The organism is Paenibacillus amylolyticus (assembly GCF_036894225.1).
GTDB classification, from domain to species: Bacteria; Bacillota; Bacilli; order Paenibacillales; family Paenibacillaceae; genus Paenibacillus; species Paenibacillus amylolyticus.
In genome coordinates this window covers 5,886,653-5,906,209 of record NZ_CP145892.1, presented here as the reverse complement: position 1 = coordinate 5,906,209, position 19,557 = coordinate 5,886,653, and the positions used below count along the sequence as shown (strand labels likewise).

At 47.1% G+C, this 19,557-nt stretch carries 11 protein-coding genes; 9 read left to right on the top strand and 2 right to left on the bottom strand.

Annotation, left to right across the window (positions count from 1 at the left end):
• Positions 1-174 precede the first annotated feature (174 nt).
• Both V6668_RS26190 and V6668_RS26185 read right to left on the bottom strand, forming a co-directional pair.
• Positions 175-1,122, bottom strand: a complete 948-nt coding sequence (locus V6668_RS26190; RefSeq protein ID WP_338707069.1) for an aldo/keto reductase — start codon at positions 1,120-1,122, stop codon at positions 175-177.
• Positions 1,123-1,142: 20 nt separating this feature from the next.
• Entirely contained in the window at positions 1,143-2,147 is a 1,005-nt protein-coding gene (locus V6668_RS26185; RefSeq protein WP_338707068.1) for a Gfo/Idh/MocA family oxidoreductase, read from the bottom strand.
• A gap of 118 nt (positions 2,148-2,265) precedes the next feature.
• Here V6668_RS26185 and V6668_RS26180 point away from each other — a divergent pair, with 118 nt between their 5' ends.
• The 9 genes from V6668_RS26180 to V6668_RS26140 all read left to right on the top strand — a co-directional run bounded on the left by V6668_RS26180 (position 2,266) and on the right by V6668_RS26140 (position 19,547).
• Positions 2,266-3,105, top strand: coding sequence for a helix-turn-helix transcriptional regulator (locus V6668_RS26180; RefSeq protein WP_338707067.1), 840 nt, complete (start codon positions 2,266-2,268; stop codon positions 3,103-3,105).
• 106 nt (positions 3,106-3,211) lie between these two features.
• Entirely contained in the window at positions 3,212-3,619 is a 408-nt protein-coding gene (locus V6668_RS26175; protein ID WP_017692155.1) for an RrF2 family transcriptional regulator, read from the top strand.
• Positions 3,620-3,833: 214 nt separating this feature from the next.
• Entirely contained in the window at positions 3,834-4,283 is a 450-nt protein-coding gene (locus V6668_RS26170; protein WP_338707066.1) for a nuclear transport factor 2 family protein, read from the top strand.
• Positions 4,284-4,585: 302 nt separating this feature from the next.
• Positions 4,586-5,104, top strand: coding sequence for an antiterminator LoaP (gene loaP / locus V6668_RS26165; protein WP_036668123.1), 519 nt, complete (start codon positions 4,586-4,588; stop codon positions 5,102-5,104).
• A gap of 301 nt (positions 5,105-5,405) precedes the next feature.
• Positions 5,406-6,401 (top strand): 3-oxoacyl-ACP synthase III family protein, encoded by a 996-nt coding sequence (locus V6668_RS26160; protein ID WP_036668122.1) that lies wholly within the window; start codon positions 5,406-5,408, stop codon positions 6,399-6,401.
• Positions 6,402-6,417: 16 nt separating this feature from the next.
• Positions 6,418-7,134 carry a thioesterase II family protein gene (locus tag V6668_RS26155; protein ID WP_083669910.1) on the top strand — a complete coding sequence of 239 codons (717 nt, stop codon included), beginning with the start codon at positions 6,418-6,420 and terminating at the stop codon, positions 7,132-7,134.
• A 25-nt stretch (positions 7,135-7,159) separates the two neighbouring features.
• Positions 7,160-8,029 (top strand): acyl carrier protein, encoded by an 870-nt coding sequence (locus V6668_RS26150; RefSeq protein WP_036668121.1) that lies wholly within the window; start codon positions 7,160-7,162, stop codon positions 8,027-8,029.
• Positions 8,030-8,032: 3 nt separating this feature from the next.
• Positions 8,033-11,821 (top strand): type I polyketide synthase, encoded by a 3,789-nt coding sequence (locus V6668_RS26145; RefSeq protein ID WP_076319710.1) that lies wholly within the window; start codon positions 8,033-8,035, stop codon positions 11,819-11,821.
• A 19-nt stretch (positions 11,822-11,840) separates the two neighbouring features.
• Positions 11,841-19,547, top strand: coding sequence for an SDR family NAD(P)-dependent oxidoreductase (locus tag V6668_RS26140; protein WP_076319709.1), 7,707 nt, complete (start codon positions 11,841-11,843; stop codon positions 19,545-19,547).
• Positions 19,548-19,557: the final 10 nt, after the last annotated feature.

Genomic DNA, 19,557 nt, shown 5'->3' with positions numbered 1-19,557 from the left:
TTGATTATAGGTTCTATGATGTCATAGCTGGATAGAGTAGTTAAATGGTTAAGTGTCATCTAGAAAAGGACTGACCACTCCGCTAAAATGCGGGAGAGCCAGTCCTTTACCTGATATCGGTGTAAATTTATTTCAGTAATAGTCGGGCCAGCCTTCCAGTGCTAGACATGAAGTCTAAACGAATGGCTTCACTTCACTACCCAGATCCAGCCAATCTAGTTCTTCGCGGGTTAGCGTGATGCGTGACCCTTCGTCACAGGAGAGCAGTTCTGCCTGATTCTGGGCACCGATCAGGGCGCAGGTTGGGAACGTTTGATTCAATACATAAGCGAGTGCAATCTGAATGGGTGATGTTTTCTTCGAATTAGCCAATTGTTCAGCCCGATGCAACCGTTCCCAGTTGTCATCACTGTAGAATACACGCACCAGATCTTCGTTATCCCGAACTTCAGGTGTGAATCTTCCAGTGAAGAAACCACGCGCTTGAGAGGACCAGGATAGCAATGGTAGTTTGGTTTGCTCATGCCATGCCAGCGTTTCTGCATCTGCTGACACACAGCCTTCCCAGAACGGTTCGTTTGCTTTGGCGAGACTGAGATTTGGACTACTGAAGGTGAAGCCCTTCAGGCCATTTGCCGCAGCGTACGCATTGGCTTCCTCGAGCCGCTGCCAAGTCCAGTTGGAGGCGCCAATTGCGCCGATTTTACCGGATTCTATATGTTCGTTCAGTGCTTCAAGAATAACACTGACAGGGGTATTGGGATCATCGCGGTGCAAGGCATACATCTCTACGTGATCTGTCTGAAGACGCTCCAGACTTTCCATCAAGTCACTGCGGATGGCATCAGCGTTCACACGTGGCCCATTCTGGTCATGATGTGCGCCTTTGGTGAGAATGACGATCTGGTCACGGTTACCACGTTCTTTCATATAACGACCAAGGACTTCTTCACTCTGTCCACCACAATAAATATGTGCTGTATCTACAGTGTTACCGCCAATCGACAGAAAAGCATCCATGTTCGTAGCTGCTTTATCGTAGGCATTATGCACGAAATAATCGGTTCCTTTAATCAATCGGGAGACACGTTTACCTGTACCAGCAATTTCGATATATTCCATAAGTCAGTTCATCCTCTCAATTATAGTGTAATTCGTGTACGTTCTTCCGCTGAACGAAGGCAAGCTTCCAGTACTTTCATATTAGCTACCGCATCGGAAGGGGCGAAGCGCAGATCCTTGCCCTGAAGTACAGCACGTGCCATATCATCTCCCTGTAGAGAGTAGTGGTTCACTTGCGGGACTTCAATCTCTCTGCGTTCACCACCAGCCGTTACATAGAAGTTGGAACTGCGGTCCTGTCCGCTGATAAATGCCGAAGGGACTTCAATAATACCGTCGGATCCCAATACCTCCAATGTGTTGCGGAAGGCTGCCCACATGCTGCTGTCAAACGTCACGCCGATGTGATTATCGAATTCCAGCAGTCCGGAAGCCATCATATCGACTTGATCATGCTGTGGGGAGAACATGCCAATAACAGTGGCTGCACTTGGTTCTTGACCAAGCAGCAGACGTGCTACACTGATGGAATAACATCCGATATCATACAGTGCACCTCCGCCCCAATCCCGCCGAAAGCGGACATTGCCGGATGCATTGGAGTTATTAAATGAAAATGCGCTGTGCATACCACGAATCTCACCAATCTCACCGCTGGCAATGATATCTCGGATCTGCTCATATCTTGGATGATGGCGGTACATGAATGCTTCAGCCAGATGCACACCTGCATCTGCACAAGCTTGAACCATCTCCTGAGCTTCCTGTTCTGTCAGAGCCAGTGGTTTTTCGCACAAAATATGTTTGCCTGCTTCAGCAGCCCGAATCGTCCATTCCCGATGAAGATGATTCGGCAGTGGGATATATACGGCATCAATGGAATCATCAGCGAGCAAAGCTTCATAACTGCCATAAGCCTTGTCGATGCCAAGTTGTTCGGCCGTCTGTTTGGCTTTATCTTCGTCTCGACTGGCAATCGCGGTTACTTCATTTAACTCGGATTGCTGCAGGCCTGGAATGACGGATTCCACAGCAATGCTAGCGCTACCAAGAATGCCCCAACGCAATTTTTGAACTGAATTCATGTGTTGTATCCTCCTGTGCATAAATGTATATTGTGATTATAAAGAATAGACCAATGAATTAAAATGATAATATATTGAAGTTAGTTAACACAATATTGTTGATCAAGGAGAACCGGCTATGATGAGACAAACCGTATTGCTTACCCTGCAGGATATTCCATATTTTTGTTATCCCGAGTCCGTTGGACATTATATGGACCACGTCCAGCATGCCGTGTTGCGTGAGGCCGGCGCACTGAACAACTTTAATATTCACTACGTCGCTTCGGGCAAGGGATATGTGGAAGTGGACGGGGTGGTACATGAGCTTCGCGCAGGTCAGGCGTTTCTCTATTTCCCGCAGCAACGGCAGCATTATTATAGTAGTGAAGATGATCCATGGGATGTACGATGGGTTCATTTTTATGGTGAACGTCTGCATGATTATATGATCGAGCGGGGGTTACATCGCAATCTATTGTGGACACTGCGGCAACGCAGCTCTTGGGAAGAAGCTCATCTGGCCTTGCTCACTGAAGCGGAACAGAACACCATGCTGCGTCCGGCCCAGCTATCCACACTGACCTATGCCGTACTTGCCGAGTTCGTGCAGCATGCAGTACCTTTAAAGAGCACACGTACCACAAGTAAGGCGGAGAGTCGGGTTCTTGCACTTCTTCCACAGATGCAGCAGGAGGCCTGTCAACCTTTCCTGTTACAGGATTGGGCGGATCTCGCAGGTGTGAGTTCGTATTACTTTTGCAAAATGTTCAAGAGTGCTGTGGAGATGACGCCCATGGAATTTATCACTCGTTCACGACTACAGATGGCGAAGCAATGGTTACTCGAACGGCCTACGGCCAACATTGGACAAATCGCGGAGGAAGCCGGGTATCCCAATGCCAGTTATTTTAACCGCCAGTTCATGGTCCATGAGGGGATGACACCTACGGATTATCGCGGATTGTATCACAATTAACCCGTATCTTTTCGATGTTGCCAGTGCTTGAGGTATAGTGGTTTGACACAGAGCTCAATCAAGTCTATTATGGATAAATTAAATCCGTGTATAATGAGGTGCCCTCATGAAATATTCAAAAGCGACAAATTATGCTTTGCATACGATGCTTCATCTTGTAAGTACTGCCCCCGAACAGCTGGTTAGTGTACACCAACTTGCAGAATTGCAGAAGGTATCCCCAACCTATCTGTCCAAAATATTGACCAAATTGGTTAAGGCGGGCATGATCGAATCAACTTCTGGCGCCAATGGTGGCTACCGGCTTAGTCGTAAAAATCCGGATCCTTCTTTCCTGGAGATCATTCATGCGATTGAAGGTCAGGCGTCCCTGTTCGAATGTTCCCAGAATCATAACGCAGGCTGTTTGATCCAGCAGGTGATGGTGCAGGCGGAAGAAGAGATGGAAAGTTTTTTGAACAATAAAAAAATGTCAGAACTGGCTTCCCAGATGAAGGGTGCACATTCCCTGTAACTTGCAGATAGAAGTGAAGCTTCAATCGACGTGGTTAACTCGTCTGCCACATAGGTATATCCAGATCTTTCCTCAACCTCGTGAGAGGTAAGGAAAGATTTTTTTGTATCGTTGTACCTAATAGAAGGCGAATGGTACAATAAGGAAGGTATAGTATGCATACATACATGATCCTAATCTTACATCACATTTTACATCTCTGGAGGGACAACACATGGGCCAATCAACGATCACAGGACTGGAACAATTGCTCGCGCTTGAAAACATTCGGAATACCAAGGCACGTTATTGCCGCTATATTGATACGAAACAGTGGGATACCTTGAGTGATGTGTTTGCTCCGGATGCAGTGGCCGATTTCAGCACAGAAGGCAATCCAATTCCGGTATTAACAGGCCGTGATACGATCGTACAAGTATTCCGTGATCTGGTGGATGTTGCCGTAACCGTGCACCATGTTCATAGCGCCGAAGTTGAATTTGTATCTGAGAACGAAGCAAAGGTCATCTCCCCAATGGAAGATTGGGTCACGTTCCCGGAGGGCAATGAGAACAAATCATTCCACGGATTTGGGCATTACCACGAAACTTTTGTCAAAATCGACGGCCAGTGGTACATCAAACATACAAGTTTGAAACGTCTTCGTTTGGACCTGTTTGAATAGTATAAGGATGGAATAATAATCACTTACAGATGCTTGATGCTGTAAGTGATTTTTTGGTTACAATGGAGACGAGTAACGTCCCGGAGTTGGATATCAGACAAAATGTGAGTGTTTTATGTGAATTGTAAGGTTATTTTACATAAAATTGAATTAATAGCATTGACGTTCCAAAAGTCATGAGTTAAGATACTTACAACAAATAAAATACATTTTATTACACAAATTGAAAATTGGGGTCTTTGTTCTTTCTTATGTATATGTATATTTCCGCTTGGCTAATTTGTTAATCAGAGGATGATGCCATGAACTGGTACGCATTGTTTGTACACACAGGAAGCGAAGAAGTCATTAGGAAATACCTACATATGTATCTAGGAACCTCCATTCGAGTTTTAGTCCCCAAGAGAAAAGTTCCGGAGAAGAAATCAGGTATTTTTGAAGCCTGCACCAAAAAGGTCTTTCCTGGCTATGTATTAATTCAAGTCAACATGACCGCCGAAACTTACCACTTAATCTGTTCTATTCCTCATATCATTAAAATGCTGGGAACTAACGCAAGCTGCACGCCAATCCCGGATCATGAAATGACCACATTGCTAAACCTCATCAATCCGGAAGATATTATCGATTATTCAACCGTATATATGGAAAATACCAAAGTTGTGGTGTTAGATGGCCCGTTGATGGGACACGAAGGCATCATTAAGAAGATTGACAGACATACGCGCAGAGCAAAGATATGGCTTCACCTAACAGGTAATGATAAACCCAGATTAGTTGATTTGGGTGTTGAAATTTTATATGCAAAACAAGAAAAATGATAATGTACTCAGATATGCTATGGTCACATACGACAACCAAAACCGGAGGAGCAGAATGAAGCTTAGGCACATTATGCAACCAAAGGAGTCATATGCATAAACTCTGAAATACACAACGTGTATCAACAGGGCGAAGCTGTGTAGTTAGGAGTGGTCCTGACTACATTTTGTTGAAAAAGGTATTCCTGAGACAGTACAGCGCGAGTAAGCTGCTGAACTGTTTTTTTGTTGTCTTCAAAAATTTTTTATAGTTTTCAGAGAGGGCTACTCACCTTAGATTCAGGAAAGGAAGACGTGATGCATGAGAAAAATGACCATTCGGGGTATTGGCATGTATGTGCCGGAATCCGTGTTAACGAATCAGGGGCTGGAGGCTATGAACATTAACGCAAATGCGGACTGGATTTACCATAATCTCGGAATCCGTGAACGAAGAATTTCGCATGAGCATGAGTACACCAGCGATTTGGCATTGGAAGCTGCGAGACAAGCTATAGAACAGGCTTCGATTGATGTCGAGGATATTGATATGATCATTATGGCGACGTTCACACCGGATCGTTTAATACCTCATCCGTCGGCTCTCGTGAAGGAAAAGCTCGGAGCGGACCAAGCCATTTGTCTGGATCTCCGCGCGGGTTGTGCCGGGTTCAGCTATGGATTATTGAATGCGTATTATACGTTCCAGGCTGAAGAAGATATAAGCAATATTCTAGTCATCGGCGCAGATACCTACTCGAAAGTAACTGATTGGCAGGATCGAGCAGCGTGTTCCAGTGTAGGAGACGGAGCAGGGGCATTTGTCTTACAGGAATTAGATGAGAATGATTCCTATCACAGCGTTTTTCTGAACGGAATTATGCATCACGAGAATATGGAAGATATCAGTTATGGAACACTGCCTGTTCATTATGGACACATTTCTGATGGATCTGCTTCCGTCTATACGTCCAATGGTCGATATTTATATGAACAATTGGTCAGAGGTATTCCGCGGCTCGTGAACCGTCTTTTGCGCAAAGTAAAATGGAATATGGGGGAAGTAGATTTGTTTATTTTCCCACAAACAAACAGTAATCTGATTAGAGAACTGGCCGTTGCCTTGGGTATCCCACAAGAAAAGGCCTATATGACGATGGAAAAATACGGGTATACCTCTAATGCTTGCTTGCCAATTGCGGTGACCGAGGCTGTGAATCAAGGGGCACTGAAAACGGGTGACCGTGTCGTGTTGGTTGGGGCTGGGGCTGGAACGTATTATTGCGCTACAGCAATCAGATGGGGAGAAGTCGTGTAAGTGGAGAGGAGATTATATGGCCAAGATGCGATTATATTGTGTCCCTTATGCAGGAGGGTCAGCATCAATATATAACAAATGGAAAAAGGGGTTATCCGAGTCCATTGTGCTGAACCCTGTTGAACTTGCAGGACGTGGATTGAAATTCTCTAAGCCGCTCTATGAGAGTATTCAGCAAAGTGTAGATGATGTATTTGATTATATATATCGCGATTTGCCAGATGAGGAGCCATATGCTCTATTTGGACATAGTCTCGGAAGTCTGATTATCTATGAACTGTATAACAAAATGCATGAAGAGCAGTTCAGGAAACCCATACACATGTTTTTCTCGGGGCGAGAGACACCGGATTATAAAAAAGACCAGGTCTATTACCATTTGCCCGAAGGACAGTTCATAGACCGCATTAAGGAAATGGGCGGTACCCCGGATGAGTTCTTTGAGAACCAGCAACTTATGGATATGTTCATCCCCATATTACGTAAGGATTTGGAGATGAATGAGACGTATACTTACGAAGAGAAGCCTTATAAACTGCAATGTGATATCACGATACTGAACGGAGCAGAGGATGAGGGCTACATTCTGGATTGTGCAGAACATTGGAGAGGTTATACGGAACAAGGAAGTGCCGCCCGGATATACAAAGGGGGGCATTTTTATTTATTCGAAGGCAGTATGCATCGGGTTACCAGCATGATCAATCAGACATTAACAAGTTATATGGAGTAGATCCTATACGGAGGTGAGGTGTCCAATGAATCAACGGCAAATTACACCAATAGAACAGCTGGAGGCAACCATTCTGGACGTATTTCATGTGGTGCTGGGAGCCGATGCGGGAGTCACCACCACGATTAACTTTTTTGACTTGGGGAGTGATTCGCTGCTTCTTGCTCAGATCTATAATCAACTTGAAAAATTATATCCAGCTCAAATTACGTTAACCAATATGTTTGCCTATCCTACGATCTCCAGACTTGCGAAATTCATCGCAGATCAGGAAGGCATGGAACTGGAAGCCTATCCTGTTCCGTTGGATTACATGCAGAATACAGGACAGGTCCTTCAAGACCATCGATATGAATTCAGGATCGAGAAGGATCGCTTTAATGAAATCAGAGACTTATCCAGAATTGCAGGTTGCACGCCTGTGGAATGGTTGTGGTCTTTGTTCGCATATCTGTTGACGGAGATTGGCAATCAGCCACAACTTACGGTCTATACACTGATTTATCGAATGAACCATATCAGTTCCATTTCGCTGGATGTGCAAGAGGTACAGGATTTTAATGAGTTGTTTGTTATAGCGAAACAAGCTTTACATACAGCAGACGAACAGCCTGGTCACCATATCCAGGATCTGGTTAGAACAGGTATGAAATCACAACATGTCGCCATTCGTCCGCTATTCTATGAGGCTGATTATGTCAGTGGAGGCAGGGTGGCGCTGGAGGAGCTGTTTGATGTCATCTGTGAAATTCAAAATGAAAAACGAAATATGCTGGTAACGATGTATTGCAAACCCCGAATGAACACCATTCAATGGAATCTTTTTTTCAGAACCTATGATCAAATGCTTGCCAAAGTGTTTGAAAGTCTCCGCCCAGCGGCTGAAAGGGGATAAATAATGAAAAACAAACTGATGGATTTCAGTGAACTGGGTATTCGTGACACCAATCAGACGGAGTCGTCTGGTCAGACGCCTCCAGCCCCAACTACAACTGCCATCCGTCCGGGTGATATCGCCATCGTTGGACTCAGTGTTCGTATGCCCTTGGCAGATGATGCGGAACAATTCTGGGATAACTTGTTACATGGTCTGGATTGTACGAGGGATCTGCCGGAGCAGCGACGCCAGGATGCCGATAATTATATCTCTCGTAAAATGAACACTGGTGAAGATGCCCAATACTTGGACGGTTCTTATCTGGAACATATCGATACCTTTGATTATCCTTTTTTTCGATTTACACCGAAAGAAGCCAGTTTGATGAATCCGGCCCAACGTATCTTTATGGAGACGGCTTGGGCCGCTTTTGAAGATGGAGGATATACCAGTGAGAAGCTGGCGGGCAGCAACACAGGAGTATATGTGGGATTGGTCTCGGATCTGGAAGGTTATCGGTATAAAGAAATGATTCATGATGTGGAACCACAGTCTTTGCCGATCTCGGTCACAGGCAATTTGTCTTGCATTTTACCCAGCCGTCTATCATACCTTCTTGATTTGAGAGGACCGAGTATGGTGGTGGACACGGCCTGTTCTTCATCTCTGGTTGCAGTCCATCATGCCTGTAATGCCATTCGTTTGGGTGAGTGTGACATGGCGCTGGCAGGAGGCGTAAAACTGAATGTGCTTCCTCTGGACAAGGATTACTACCGAATGGGCATCGAATCGTCCAATGGCATGACACGTCCCTTTGATGATAGCTCAGATGGTTCCGGAATAGGTGAAGGTGCGGCGGTTATTATGCTAAAACCACTTCAGGATGCCATCAAGGACAAGGATCAGGTATATGCGGTCATTAAGGGCAGTGCCATTAATCAGGACGGGAACTCCATGGGGATTACAGCGCCGAATGCCAGAGCCCAGAGTGAGGTCATTGTGAAGGCGTGGAAAGCTGCGGGGGTCGACCCTGAAAGTATTTCGTATATTGAAACCCATGGAACAGGGACTGTCTTGGGGGATCCGATTGAAATCGACGGCATTAAGGGGGCGTTTGAGCAATACACCGATAAGAGGCAATTTTGTGCTATCGGTTCAGTAAAGTCCAATATCGGACATTTGTATGAAAGCGCTGGCATTACAGGGCTTGTTAAATCTGTATTGTCCTTAAAAAAAGGGATTTTACCAGCGGTTCAGCATTTTGATCGCCCCAATCGCAATATTGATTTTAGTGGAACGCCTGTGTATGTGAATACACGTAACCGGATCTGGCCTGCTGAGGGTGCACCTGCGCGTATGGGTGTCAGTGCATTTGGTTTCAGCGGAACCAATTGTCATCTCATACTGGAGCAGGCGGGTGCAGTGGAAACCACCAGCGAAACTGAGATGCGGGAGTATCTGTTCCCCCTTTCAGCGAAGACGCTTCAATCACTGCAACAATATATATCCAAATATACGAAGTATCTGAAAACAACCGATCACACGTTAGCAGATATATGTTACACGGCAGGCACATCCCGAACCCATTATGAACACCGTCTGGTACGGATTGCTTCAAGCAAAGAGGAGTTGCTCGCCCAACTGGTTGCACTTGAAGAAGACGGGTTGCACTCCATTCGAGAGCAGCCAGTCCCGGAGTCGAATCAACTGCATTTAACGGATCATTGTGAAACCTATCTTGGTGGTGGGGAGGTAAGTTGGCCAAGTCTGTATTCGGGTGAGGATGTTCGCCGAATCAGCATTCCAACGTATCCATTTGAAGCTCATCGGTGCTGGATTGAGCTATCTGCTCCTTATACCCAAACCAAGACAAGTGCCATCACTATGGAGAACATACACCATTATGAGTTGGGCTGGGTCTGTGAACCGGAACGCAATTCAGATCGGAAGTTATCGGAAGGTCATGTCGTTATTTTTATGGATGAAAAAAGAGAGGACCGCTCTCTGCGTAAGGCACTACAGAAGCAGGGTCGTCAGCTCATTGAAGTGTTTGATGGACCTTCATTCCTTCAAGTATCTTCCGGGGAGTACGTCATTTCACACCAGCGTGAGAGCATGGAGCAATTATGGGCTCACTTGGGAGAATTGATGATCACCCAGATCATCTATATTCAACAGCAACAGTCCTTTCATCCATTTTTCTATCTTCTTCAGGAAATGATCCGTACGAAATCGTCGGAGCCTGTTGATGTGGTGTTGTTGACGAATCCAATCCATTCCATTACCGGAACCGAAGAAAATGTATTTCCTCAGGCTGCCCTGATGTTTGGTCTGGGTTTGGCTGGGCGCAAAGAAGACTCACGTCTGCAATGCCGTTCCATCCAAGTGGATGCGGAAACTTCGCTCCAGGATATTCTGGCCGAACTGGATCATGAAAGTGATGATTATGGTGTAGCTTATCGTGCGGGCACTCGTTACATTCAGCAGTTTGAAGCGATGGACCCTAGTCAATATCCTAAGCGGGACTACAAGATTCGCAATGACGGATTGTATCTCATTACTGGCGGACTGGGCGGTATTGGGCTGGAGATTGGATTACAACTTGCGGAGCGATACCCGGGAATCACACTTGCGCTGGTGAATAGAACTGCGCTTCCTACTCGAGGGGAGTGGGACAGCATTGTAGCAGCAGATTCCAACGATGCGTTAGTTCAGAAAATCCGATCTGTGCAACAAATGGAGGCTGCTGGGGCCACGGTTCTCTCTTACCAAGCAGATATTTCAGATGAAGCATCCATGCGAGTCATTCTGAGTGAACTGCGTCAGCAATACGGCCGCATTGCAGGTGTCATTCATGGGGCTGGGGTCGCTGTAGGTGGAGATCATCCGCTTAAGGACAGAACGATAGAAGAAGCTGAATGCGTATTACGCCCTAAAGTGCAAGGAACCCAGGTTGTGGATCAACTCACCAGAGAGGACAATCCAGACTTTTTTGTGATGTTCTCATCCATTGCAACGTTATTCAGCGGGCCGGGACAGGCGGATTATGTCGCTGCCAATGCGTATCAGGATGCCTACGCAGCCTACCGCAACCGGGAGTTGGACGGAACGATGACCGTCAACTGGTCTACCTGGAAAGAAACAGGCGCAGCTGCTGCAACCGGGTACGGAGTGGACACCTTATTCAAAGCCATGACCAATAAAGAGGCTCTGGCGTGGCTGGATCAGGTGGAAGGGCGTCAGATTGAACGTGTATTGATAGGACAGATGTCAACAGACCGTGGCATGTTGAAGATGATCCGAAACTATCCATTCAGACTTTCTCCTGAACTGGAGAGCTGGATTGATTCACGTTTACAGCGGGCATCATCACCGAAGGCTCCAGTTACCCCGCAAAGTGTAGCCCGACAGGATGCCGTACTGAATGGTGCGGATGACGGAGAATACACTCCATGGGAGAAGCAGGTTGCGGATGTGTGCCAAGCCGTACTGGGCTTTAATGAAATTCATATTCATGACAGTTTCTTCGAACTTGGAGCTGACTCCATTCTGGTGAAACAAATGTATGCACAACTTGACCGACAGTACCCGGGTGTACTCGTCGTTGCAGATCTGTTCGAACATCCGTCTGTGCACAGACTGGGTGGATATCTGGCTGATAAAACAGGCAATAAACGGGAGAGCAAGCAGGTAGAGGTGTCCTCAAGTGGTGCAATTGCACTGGATGAGGAAGTCCATTCTCTTTTTGATCAGTTGGAAGATGGCAAGATCAGCATGGAGGATATGCTCAAAGGATTAAAACATATCTGATATGTAAGGGGACGATACATTGGAACAGTTGCTTAAATATATTATTGAGAATACGTCTGGTGGCAAAATCGACAAAAAAACGGCGATTGATATGATCACACTGTTGAAACAGCAGAAAAAGAACACTCGTGAAGATATTGCCATCATCGGTATCTCTGCGCATATGCCCATGGCTGATCATGTGGAGGAGTTCTGGAGCAATATCGAGAACAAAGTGAATTCCATTGTGGAGTTCCCTGAAGCGAGACAAGAGGATGTTCTGAAATATGTACGTTTCAAACAGCAGGATGAAGACGGGTTGAGCTTTATTAAAGGCTCTTATCTGGATGAAGTGGACAAGTTTGATTATCGCTATTTTAAGCTGACACCCAAAGAAGCAGCCCTGATGAGTCCTGACCAGAGAATTTTTCTCCAGACAGCATGGGAAGCTGTGGAAGATGCAGGTTATGGAGGTGCGAGGTTATCCGGCAGCAATACCGGATTGTATGTAGGATATTACAGCAGCACCCGAGATAATTATGCCAATATTATCGCCGATGTAGAACCGGAATCCATCTCCATCTCGGTAACGGGCAATGTGACGGCGGTACTGGCAGGAAGAATATCCTATTTGCTGAATTTGAAAGGCCCCAGCATGGTGGTGGATACCGCATGCTCCTCATCCCTTGTTGCCGTCCATATGGCCTGTCAGTCGATCCGAAGTGGTGAATGTGATGCAGCGATAGCGGGTGGGGTGAAGGTGAATACGCTCCCTGTTTTTAATAAATATGAGCAATTTGGCATTGAGTCCTCGGACGGGGAGACGCGGACATTTGATGATGCCTCAGATGGGGCAGGTGTTGGTGAAGGTGTGGCCGCCATTCTTCTAAAACCGTTAAGTCGGGCCATTGAAGATGGGGATCATATCTATGCCATCATTAAGGGTACTGCTGCCAATCAGGACGGAACCTCCATTGGGCTGACCGCACCGAATCCACGGGCCCAATCTGAAGCGATTGTGAAGGCTTGGGAAGAAGCGGGGATTGACCCCGAGACGATCCGTTATATTGAGGCCCATGGTACAGCAACAGAATTGGGAGATCCGATTGAGATTAAAGGGATTACCAACGCTTTCGAACAGTTTACATCCAAAAAACAATTTTGCGCGATTGGCTCTGTGAAATCCAATATCGGTCACTTATATGAATGTGCAGGCGTAACAGGGCTGCTCAAAGCAGTGATGGCCTTGAAACATCAGAAGCTGCCGCCGTCCCTTCATTTTGCCAAACCCAACCGCAACATCCGATTTGAACAAACGCCAGTGTATGTGAATACACAACTCAGACCCTGGGAGGCGGAAGAAGGAATTCCGCGCAGATGTGGTGTCAGTGCTTTTGGATTCAGCGGAACCAATTGCCATGTCGTGCTTGAGGAAGCTCCGGCTGTTACTGTACAAGACCCGGGAGATGATCTGGGTTCAGGCAAGCATCTGTTTGTGTGTTCGGCTCAGACGGAAGAAGCACTGGTTCGATTGCTCCAGCGGTATGAACGTTTCTTGAAGGAGAATCGTGAAGCTCCTGTTGCGAGTGTGTGTTATACGGCAGCTACAGGACGTGGACATTATGAACATCGCTTGTCCCTGCTTGTGGAGGATACAACTCAACTGATCCACTTGTTGGAACAACCTTGGGCACAATTGAAGACACAAGAAGGAGTCTATGCCGGTGCTCCTGCTCCTAAGCCTACGGGAGCCGAGCGAATGGATTCGGAAGAACGTGAGCGCACCAGACGTCAATCATCTCAGGCACAAGAGAGGATCAAAGAACTGGCTGCCAGTCTACTTTCGTGGGATGAAACAGCACTCGGGGATTTGGCTGTACTCTATGCTGAGGGTGCAACGATGGATTGGGGACAGCTATATCAAGGGCGACAGGTCCAGAAGCTGAGTTTACCTACGTATCCGTTTGAGCCCAGCAGATGCTGGATTGATATTCAGGACCCGTCAGCTGTTTCGTTAAAAGACTACTTTCATACCGTTCGCTGGGTAGAGGATCGTGGGGATGCGACTTCGGATACCTCGGCACCTTCCTCTTCAGGCACAGTAATGATTATCGGTAACGGAACCGAACTGGAACAGGAATTGTCGGCTGGGCTGAAAGGCGAAGGCAGCCGGGTAGTCCATGTGAGACCGGGTGACCAGTTCCAGCAAATATCGGAGGACCAATACGAAGTTGGCGGAGATATGCCGGGAGCTTATTCGCAGCTATTAAACATGTACACAGACGGTGAAATTACTGAAATCATCTATATGTCCATGATGGGGAGTTCATTCTATCCCGAAGATTTGGCATCTATTGAAGCCAGGCAAAAGGAGGCTTTCTACTCACCTGTCTATCTGGTTCAGGCACTGATGAGCAAAGGCTTCGCCGAAGAGATTCATCTGAACCTGATTGCTGAATACGCCGGACACGTCACAGGCAGAGAAGAGAGGATCACCCCTCATAATGCACTCTTGATGGGACTGGGTAAGGTGATCCAGCAGGAGTATGGACATATTCGGAGCAAATTTGTAGATGTGGATCAGTCCATATGTGCGGAGGACATCCTCAGGGAAAGACATATAAACGGTGAAGCTTATGCTGTTTCGTATCGTGAAGGACAGCGTTATACGGAGACGTTCACAGAGATAGACCTTAATGAAAGTGAGAGCGTGCCTTTCGAGGTGCGTCCAGATGGTGTATATCTTGTGACGGGTGGTACAAGCGGTATTGGTCTGGAAGCAGCACGGTTTCTGGCTTCTTCGAAGCCAGTGAAGCTGGCGCTTGTTGGTCGGACACTTCTTCCAGCAAAGGAAGAATGGGAAGGCATACTGCAAACAGGCCAAGACTCCCGCTGTACCAAAATGCAAGGCATCCTTGAACTGGAAGCATTGGGTGCAACCGTTCATTATTACAGTGCGGATCTGGCCGATGTTGTGGGCATGATGGAAGTGATTCAGGATATCACTCACCGCTATGGAAATATAAATGGTGTTATTCATGGAGCAGGTATTCCCGGAGACGGATTTTTATATCGCAAAAGCGATGATGAGTTCCAGACCATTCTTGGACCCAAGGTGAAGGGAACCTGGATTCTGGAGAAACTGACGCGAGATCAAGACATGGACTTTATGGTATTGTTCTCCTCCGGTATATCTGTCATCGGTGAAATTGGACAAGGCGATTATACGGCTGCCAATTGTTATTTGGACTCCTTCGCGGCATGGAGGACGGGACAGGGACGTAGAACACTTTCCATTGATTGGGTATCGTGGAAGGAAACTGGAATGTCCGTGGAATTTGGGATCAATGTGGATGGCATGTTCAAGACCATTCCGACAACGGATGGGATTGCAGCGATGGAAGCGGCCATGAGCAGACGGCTCTCCCGAGTGTTTATCGGTGCAATGAATTATGGAAGCAAACATCTTGCTGCACTTGGGCAGTTCCCGTTCCGGTTGTCTGATAAGCTGGAAGCCGGAGTGAAGCGCAGCAAGGAAATCGCTGACCAAGGAGCGCAACATCGTCCGAACCGAACCATACCACAGGAGAAACATACGGGGCCCGTAGATCTTTCCGGGAATGAGGAAGGTCGCTATTCGGAAACCGAGCAGCAGGTTGCGCGCATATACAGTGAGATACTGGGCTATCAGGAGATCAATATCTACGATAATTTCTTCGATCTCGGGGGCAACTCCATCATGCTGATCCGTATGCATGAGAGGCTTAACGAGGAGTTTCCCGGGAAAGTGAAGATAGCTCATTTATTTGCACATACATCCATTCATAAGCTGGCACTACATGTGAATCAGGGTAACGGCGCCGCTGTAAAAGCAAAAGCTGCTGCTCCTCTGGAGCAAAAGAAACCAACTGTTGAAGAGGATGAGGCCATCGCCATTATTGGGATTGCTGCTGAAATGCCAATGGCAGATACGGCAGAGCAGTATTGGGACAACATCCTGAACGGTGTGGACTGTACAACGGATTTTCCAGAGGGACGCAAAAAAGACATGGATGCCTATCATCAATGGATGAATGCAAGACTGGGTTCGGACAAAGAAGTACAGTACCTTCAGGGTGCATTTCTGGATGATATTGATCAATTCGATTATAAATATTTCCGCTTGTCTCCGAAGGAGGCCGGATTAACGGACCCGATTCAGCGGTTATTCATGAAGACGTCATGGCATGCGGTAGAGGATGCAGGTTACGGGGGACGCATCGAAGGAACAAATACGGGTGTCTATATGGGTTTTGCCAGTAGCCTGAACGATTCTTATCTCAAAATGATCTGTGATCTTGATCCTTATCAATATCCGATGTCCATTGTAGGGAATATCACAGCCATGATGCCGACCCGTATTGCCTATCCACTGGATCTCAAGGGGCCTACGATGGTCATCGACACGGCATGTTCTGCATCACTTGTCGCTACCCATCTGGCCTGCCGGGCCATTCGTAATGGTGATTGCGAGATGGCGATTGTTGCTGGTGCACGGATCAGCCTCAGTCCGTTGGATCATGATTATTTGAAAGTCGGCATTGAGTCTTCGGATGGATTAACCAAGCCATTTGATCAGGAAGCAGATGGTTCGGGGCTTGGTGAAGGCGGAGCCGCCGTGGTATTGAAGTCACTAAGCAAAGCGATTGCAGATAAAGACAATATTTATGCAGTCATCAAAGGAAGTGCCATTAATCAGGATGGAGCTTCGATTGGCATTACGGCTCCGAATCCTGAAGCGCAAACGGATGTTATTGTGAAGGCATGGCAGGATGCCGGTATTGATCCATCTACCATTGGTTACGTGGAAACGCATGGTACAGCGACGAAACTTGGTGATCCAATTGAAATGGATGGACTTACTACGGCCCTGCGCCGATATACAGACAAGAATCAGTTTGTTGCTATAGGTTCGGTCAAGTCCAATATAGGCCATTTGTTTGAAGCAGCTGGTGTGGGCAGTCTGGTTAAAGCGGCTATGGCCTTGAAACATCGGATATTGCCACCCACGCTTCATTTTGATAAGCCCAACTCATCCATTTCGTTTCAGGATTCACCGTTGTATGTCAATACGAAATCGAGACCATGGGATGGAAACGGCGAGCCGCTTCGCTGCGGAGTCAGTGCCTTTGGGTTTAGCGGAACCAACTGCCATCTGGTACTGGAAGAGCCGCCTATTATTCAGGAGCGGAAGATTTCGAGAGAAGTGGAAGTATTCACGCTAAGTGCCAAGAGCTGCAAGTCGTTACTTGCGCTGGTTGATAACTATATTCGTTTTATCTCGGAACGTCACCAGGAACTTCCGCTCAAAAACATCTGTTATACCGCGAATACGGGGCGCTGGCATCATGTTTATCGTGTCGCCTTTGGCGTGACGGACACGTCCGATCTGCTCGTGAAGCTGAGACGACTCGCTACATCAGATCTCGAATCCGTAGGTGAGCATCAGCTCTATTACGGAATGCATAAGGTCGTAACAGAGAAGAACGAAGGGAAGAACTACGAATTGACGGGCCAGGAGAAGTCCATTTTGAAGCAGGAGGGTAGAGAGTGCCTATCCCGATACATGGAATCTTCAGATCCGGGAGTACTACATGAATTATGCAAATTGTACACCACAGGCAGTGACGTGGATTGGAGCCTGATGTACAGGGAAGAAGAAATTCGTAAAATCAGTCTTCCATTGTATCCATACGATAATACACGCTGCTGGGTGGATCTTCCCGAGCAGTCTTCGGTATACACGCAAGTGAGCACCAGAGCGGTACCGGAAGCCTACGAGCTGGTATGGCAACAGAAGGGGATAGCGAAAGGGGATTCCGATCAGCAGATCGAAGTGAGCGACGGCACAACACTGGTACTTCTGGATGGGTCCGATTATGCAGCTGAGATAGCGGCACGTATGGAGCAGTCGGGGATGCAGGTATATTCCGTACTTCAGACGGATGTTCTGCGATCTGACCCGGACAGTCGAAATGTGGAACAAGTGGAAGCCTATGAGCGTGTGCTGCAACAGGTGGGCCTAGACCAACTTTCAAGAATTGTGTATCTGAACGGTGTTGGTAGTGAGGAACATTCAGCAAGTAAATCCAGTGACATGGAATCATTAGAGTCTGTTCTAAATGAACGTGTGTATGGGTTCTTCCGGTTTATTCGAGCGTTGTTGTCCAGTTCTCTGAGTCAACCCATCGAGTTAGTTCTGATTTCCCGTGAGGTCAATTCCATTACGGGTACGGAGCGGATGAAACCTCATCTGGCTTCTGCCTTTGGAATGGGCAGAGTGGTAGGCAAGGAAAACATACAGATTCATTGCCGTTGTATTGATATCGATGAAGGTTCGTCTCTGGATCTGTTGCTGAAAGAGATCGGCACTTCATCTTCCTATTATGAGGTAGCCTATCGAAATGGAACTCGGTATGTTCAGGAGTTCAGAGCGTTGAATGAATCAGCACCTCCTGAAGACGAACTTGTTTTTGACAACGATGGTGTATACATCATTACAGGCGGTACAGGTGGAATTGGACTGGAAACCGCGCGGTATTTGGCTTCCGATGCTCCAGTAAATCTTGCATTAATCAGCCGTACACCGATGCCTGCACGTGAGCATTGGGATGCCATTGTTGCAGAACAATCCAAACTCAAAGTGATTCATCAAATCACAGTTATTCGTGAACTGGAGAGCCGGGGACATCAGGTTAGTTGCCATGCTGCAGATGTGTCGGATCTAGATGCCATGCGTGTACTTCTGGATCAGCTTCGGGTTACGTTCGGGAAAATCAAAGGGATTGTCCATGGTGCAGGGGTCGGAAGCTCTGAAATGATCACAAGCCGTTCTCAGGCAGGATTCACCGAGGTCTTCTCTCCCAAAGTGCATGGCACCTGGGTATTGGATCGACTTACTGAACAGGATCATCTCGATTTCATGGTGCTCTATTCATCGATTGCTTCGGTCTTCAGCGCCCCGGGACAGGCGGATTACATTGCGGCGAATGCCTACTTGGATGCGTATGCTGACTACAGATCGATGATGGGCAAGCGCACACTGACTGTGCAATGGTCTACCTGGAAGGAGACCGGCATGTCAGCCGAGCACGGGTTTGCTGTAGATACGTTGTTCAAAGCCATGCCGACAGAGCAGGCGATGAATCAATTGTCTCTGGTGATGCGGAAATCCTCGGTTCGCCGAGTACTTATTGGCCAGATTCATTATGAGGGTCAATTGATATCCGCACTGGCCAAAAGTCCGTTTGATCTCTCTTCCTCTATTCGCGTTCAACTGGACCAACGGATGAAGCAGCTGGCAAGCAAGCGTCTTCCAGCATCCTCGTCAGAGAATCGTGACGGAGAAGTCGTTTTGACAGGTAAATCAGATGCATCCTATACACCGACTGAAAAGGCACTCGCCACCATCTGTAAAACGATGCTTGGTTTTCATGAAATTAATGTAGGGGATAGTTTCTTCGAAATGGGTGCCGATTCCATCGTCCTTATACAGGTACAGTCCCGGATCGATCAGCAGTTTCCTGGTCTGACCAAAGTCACGGATTTGTTTGCGAACTCCAATATTACTAGGTTGGCTCGTTTTATGGATGAGAAGTCTACTTCGAAGCCACAAGACATGGAGCAGGATTTGAAGCGTGTAATCGACCAGATGGAAAGCGGCGACGTTACGCTGCAGCAGGCATTGAATAACCTGATTAACCTGTAAAGGAGGAACT